Here is a 1564-nt window from a genome sequence, read left to right on the forward strand (position 1 = left end):
CTGCCGGAATGGCCTTCCAACCGTGTTGACGAACTCCTGCCATGGAACGTAGCACTCACCAATAAATAAGCGTCAATACGGTGCTCCGTTGACGCTTACGCATTACTCCCTATTGAGGGAGTTTAAGAAACAATGTTTGCACCTGAGTTTTTGATGGCTTAAAACCATGATGAATATAAAACTGTTTTGCGTTTTCCGTAAGCGCATGAACCATAATTGCACGCACACCGATATTTTCGGCAACCCTGTAACAACGACGAACTGCATCATGAAGTAAATCCGCGCCAAGCCCTTTTCCTCGAAATGACACATCTACAGCCAGGCGTGCAAGTATAATTACAGGAATGGGGTCTGGCATATTGCGCCGAAGGTTACCTGTAGCTTCTGTATGATTGACACTACCAGTGGCCAGTGAGTAAAAACCGACTATTTGTTGCGTACCTTTTCTGCATACAACAAAAGTCCGGGTGGCTCCGATTGCCTGATTTTTTAGCCCCTTCTGCTTTAACCAGTCATCAAGTACAGCTTCACCGCTGACAAATTCAGCGACCTGATGAAATGAGGATAAAGGTTCTGGTGCAGTTACACATCCCATTGAGGTTTCCTTGCCAGCAATTTTTCGATGGCAGGATCATCTGCAACCGGAGCATCAAGCATTTCAATGAACTCTTCATATTGCCTGTCATTAAAATTAAACACCCGCCGGTCGAGAATAACATCTTCAGCAGCTTTACAGGCCATTTCCAGAATGAAATCTGTACGCGACTTATGAAGAATTTCTGCAGCAGCATCAATGAGTATCCGCTGTGATTCTCTTGCTCTGAGATTGAGCTGAACACCTGATTTCATAAAGCCTCCGTATATCATTTGCTTTACAACAATAGCATATTGACAATATATAGCAAATGATATACACAAAGTAACAGATTACAGATGCCGCGTCAGCGGCATTTACCTCTGTGGACGTAACCGCACTCAAAGGGGATATCGGGTGGCGCAGGGGCACCGCCCCCCTACGCTCCCACGGAACCGTACGTGACACTCTCGCGTCATACGGCTCTTGTCGTTGAACCATTCAAGTATCGTAAGCTAAGCACCAGTGTGCAAACAGCGTCGGGCAGTCGTGACGAATTCGCAGTAACCACTCGAATGCACGCACCAGACTACCTCGCGCTCGCTTGTGTTTGCGGGCAATCCACTTGGCCAAGTGCAGGTCAACCTACGCCATTACCGGGTATAGCTTCGATTGGTAACCTCAAACGCCTCGACTGACCCCCTTCGCTCCATGCCCATTACAGGCACTTCCTCACTACTACGAAGCCATCTGCCCCTGTGTCTCGCATCGGTACTCAGGCGCTTGCAGTGCCTCTGCTCCGCGCCGCTCCCTTAGCATCGAGACGACAGGTTCCCACGTTCCGTACGAGAGCCTGTGTTGCGTTCATGCTGCCTATATGCCGGATGCCGCCCTGAAGTGGCACACTGAATTTGGCCACCTGAACAGAGGTGATATGCTCACCTCAGAACAACACAGGTGCTCCAATGAAAAAAAGAAATTTTAGCGCAG

General features: G+C 48.7%; 3 protein-coding genes. 1 reads left to right on the forward strand and 2 read right to left on the reverse strand.

The features are described from left to right. Nucleotides 1-69: hypothetical protein (locus BFF42_RS28375; protein WP_369803596.1), on the forward strand; the 69-nt coding region annotated here is incomplete at its 5' end. Nucleotides 70-109: 40 nt separating this feature from the next. On the opposite strand, the gene BFF42_RS16625 is transcribed toward BFF42_RS28375, so the two are convergent. Then, nucleotides 110-595 carry a GNAT family N-acetyltransferase gene (locus BFF42_RS16625; RefSeq protein ID WP_000501969.1) on the reverse strand — a complete coding sequence of 162 codons (486 nt, stop codon included), beginning with the start codon at nucleotides 593-595 and terminating at the stop codon, nucleotides 110-112. Beyond that, nucleotides 583-867, reverse strand: a complete 285-nt coding sequence (locus BFF42_RS16630) for a type II toxin-antitoxin system TacA family antitoxin (protein WP_011114751.1) — start codon at nucleotides 865-867, stop codon at nucleotides 583-585. The genes BFF42_RS16625 and BFF42_RS16630 overlap by 13 nt, the downstream gene beginning before the upstream one ends. Between the last annotated feature and the right edge of the window lie 697 nt (nucleotides 868-1564).

This window comes from Shigella sp. FC1661, from assembly GCF_001712525.1.
Taxonomy (GTDB): Bacteria; Pseudomonadota; Gammaproteobacteria; order Enterobacterales; family Enterobacteriaceae; genus Escherichia; species Escherichia coli.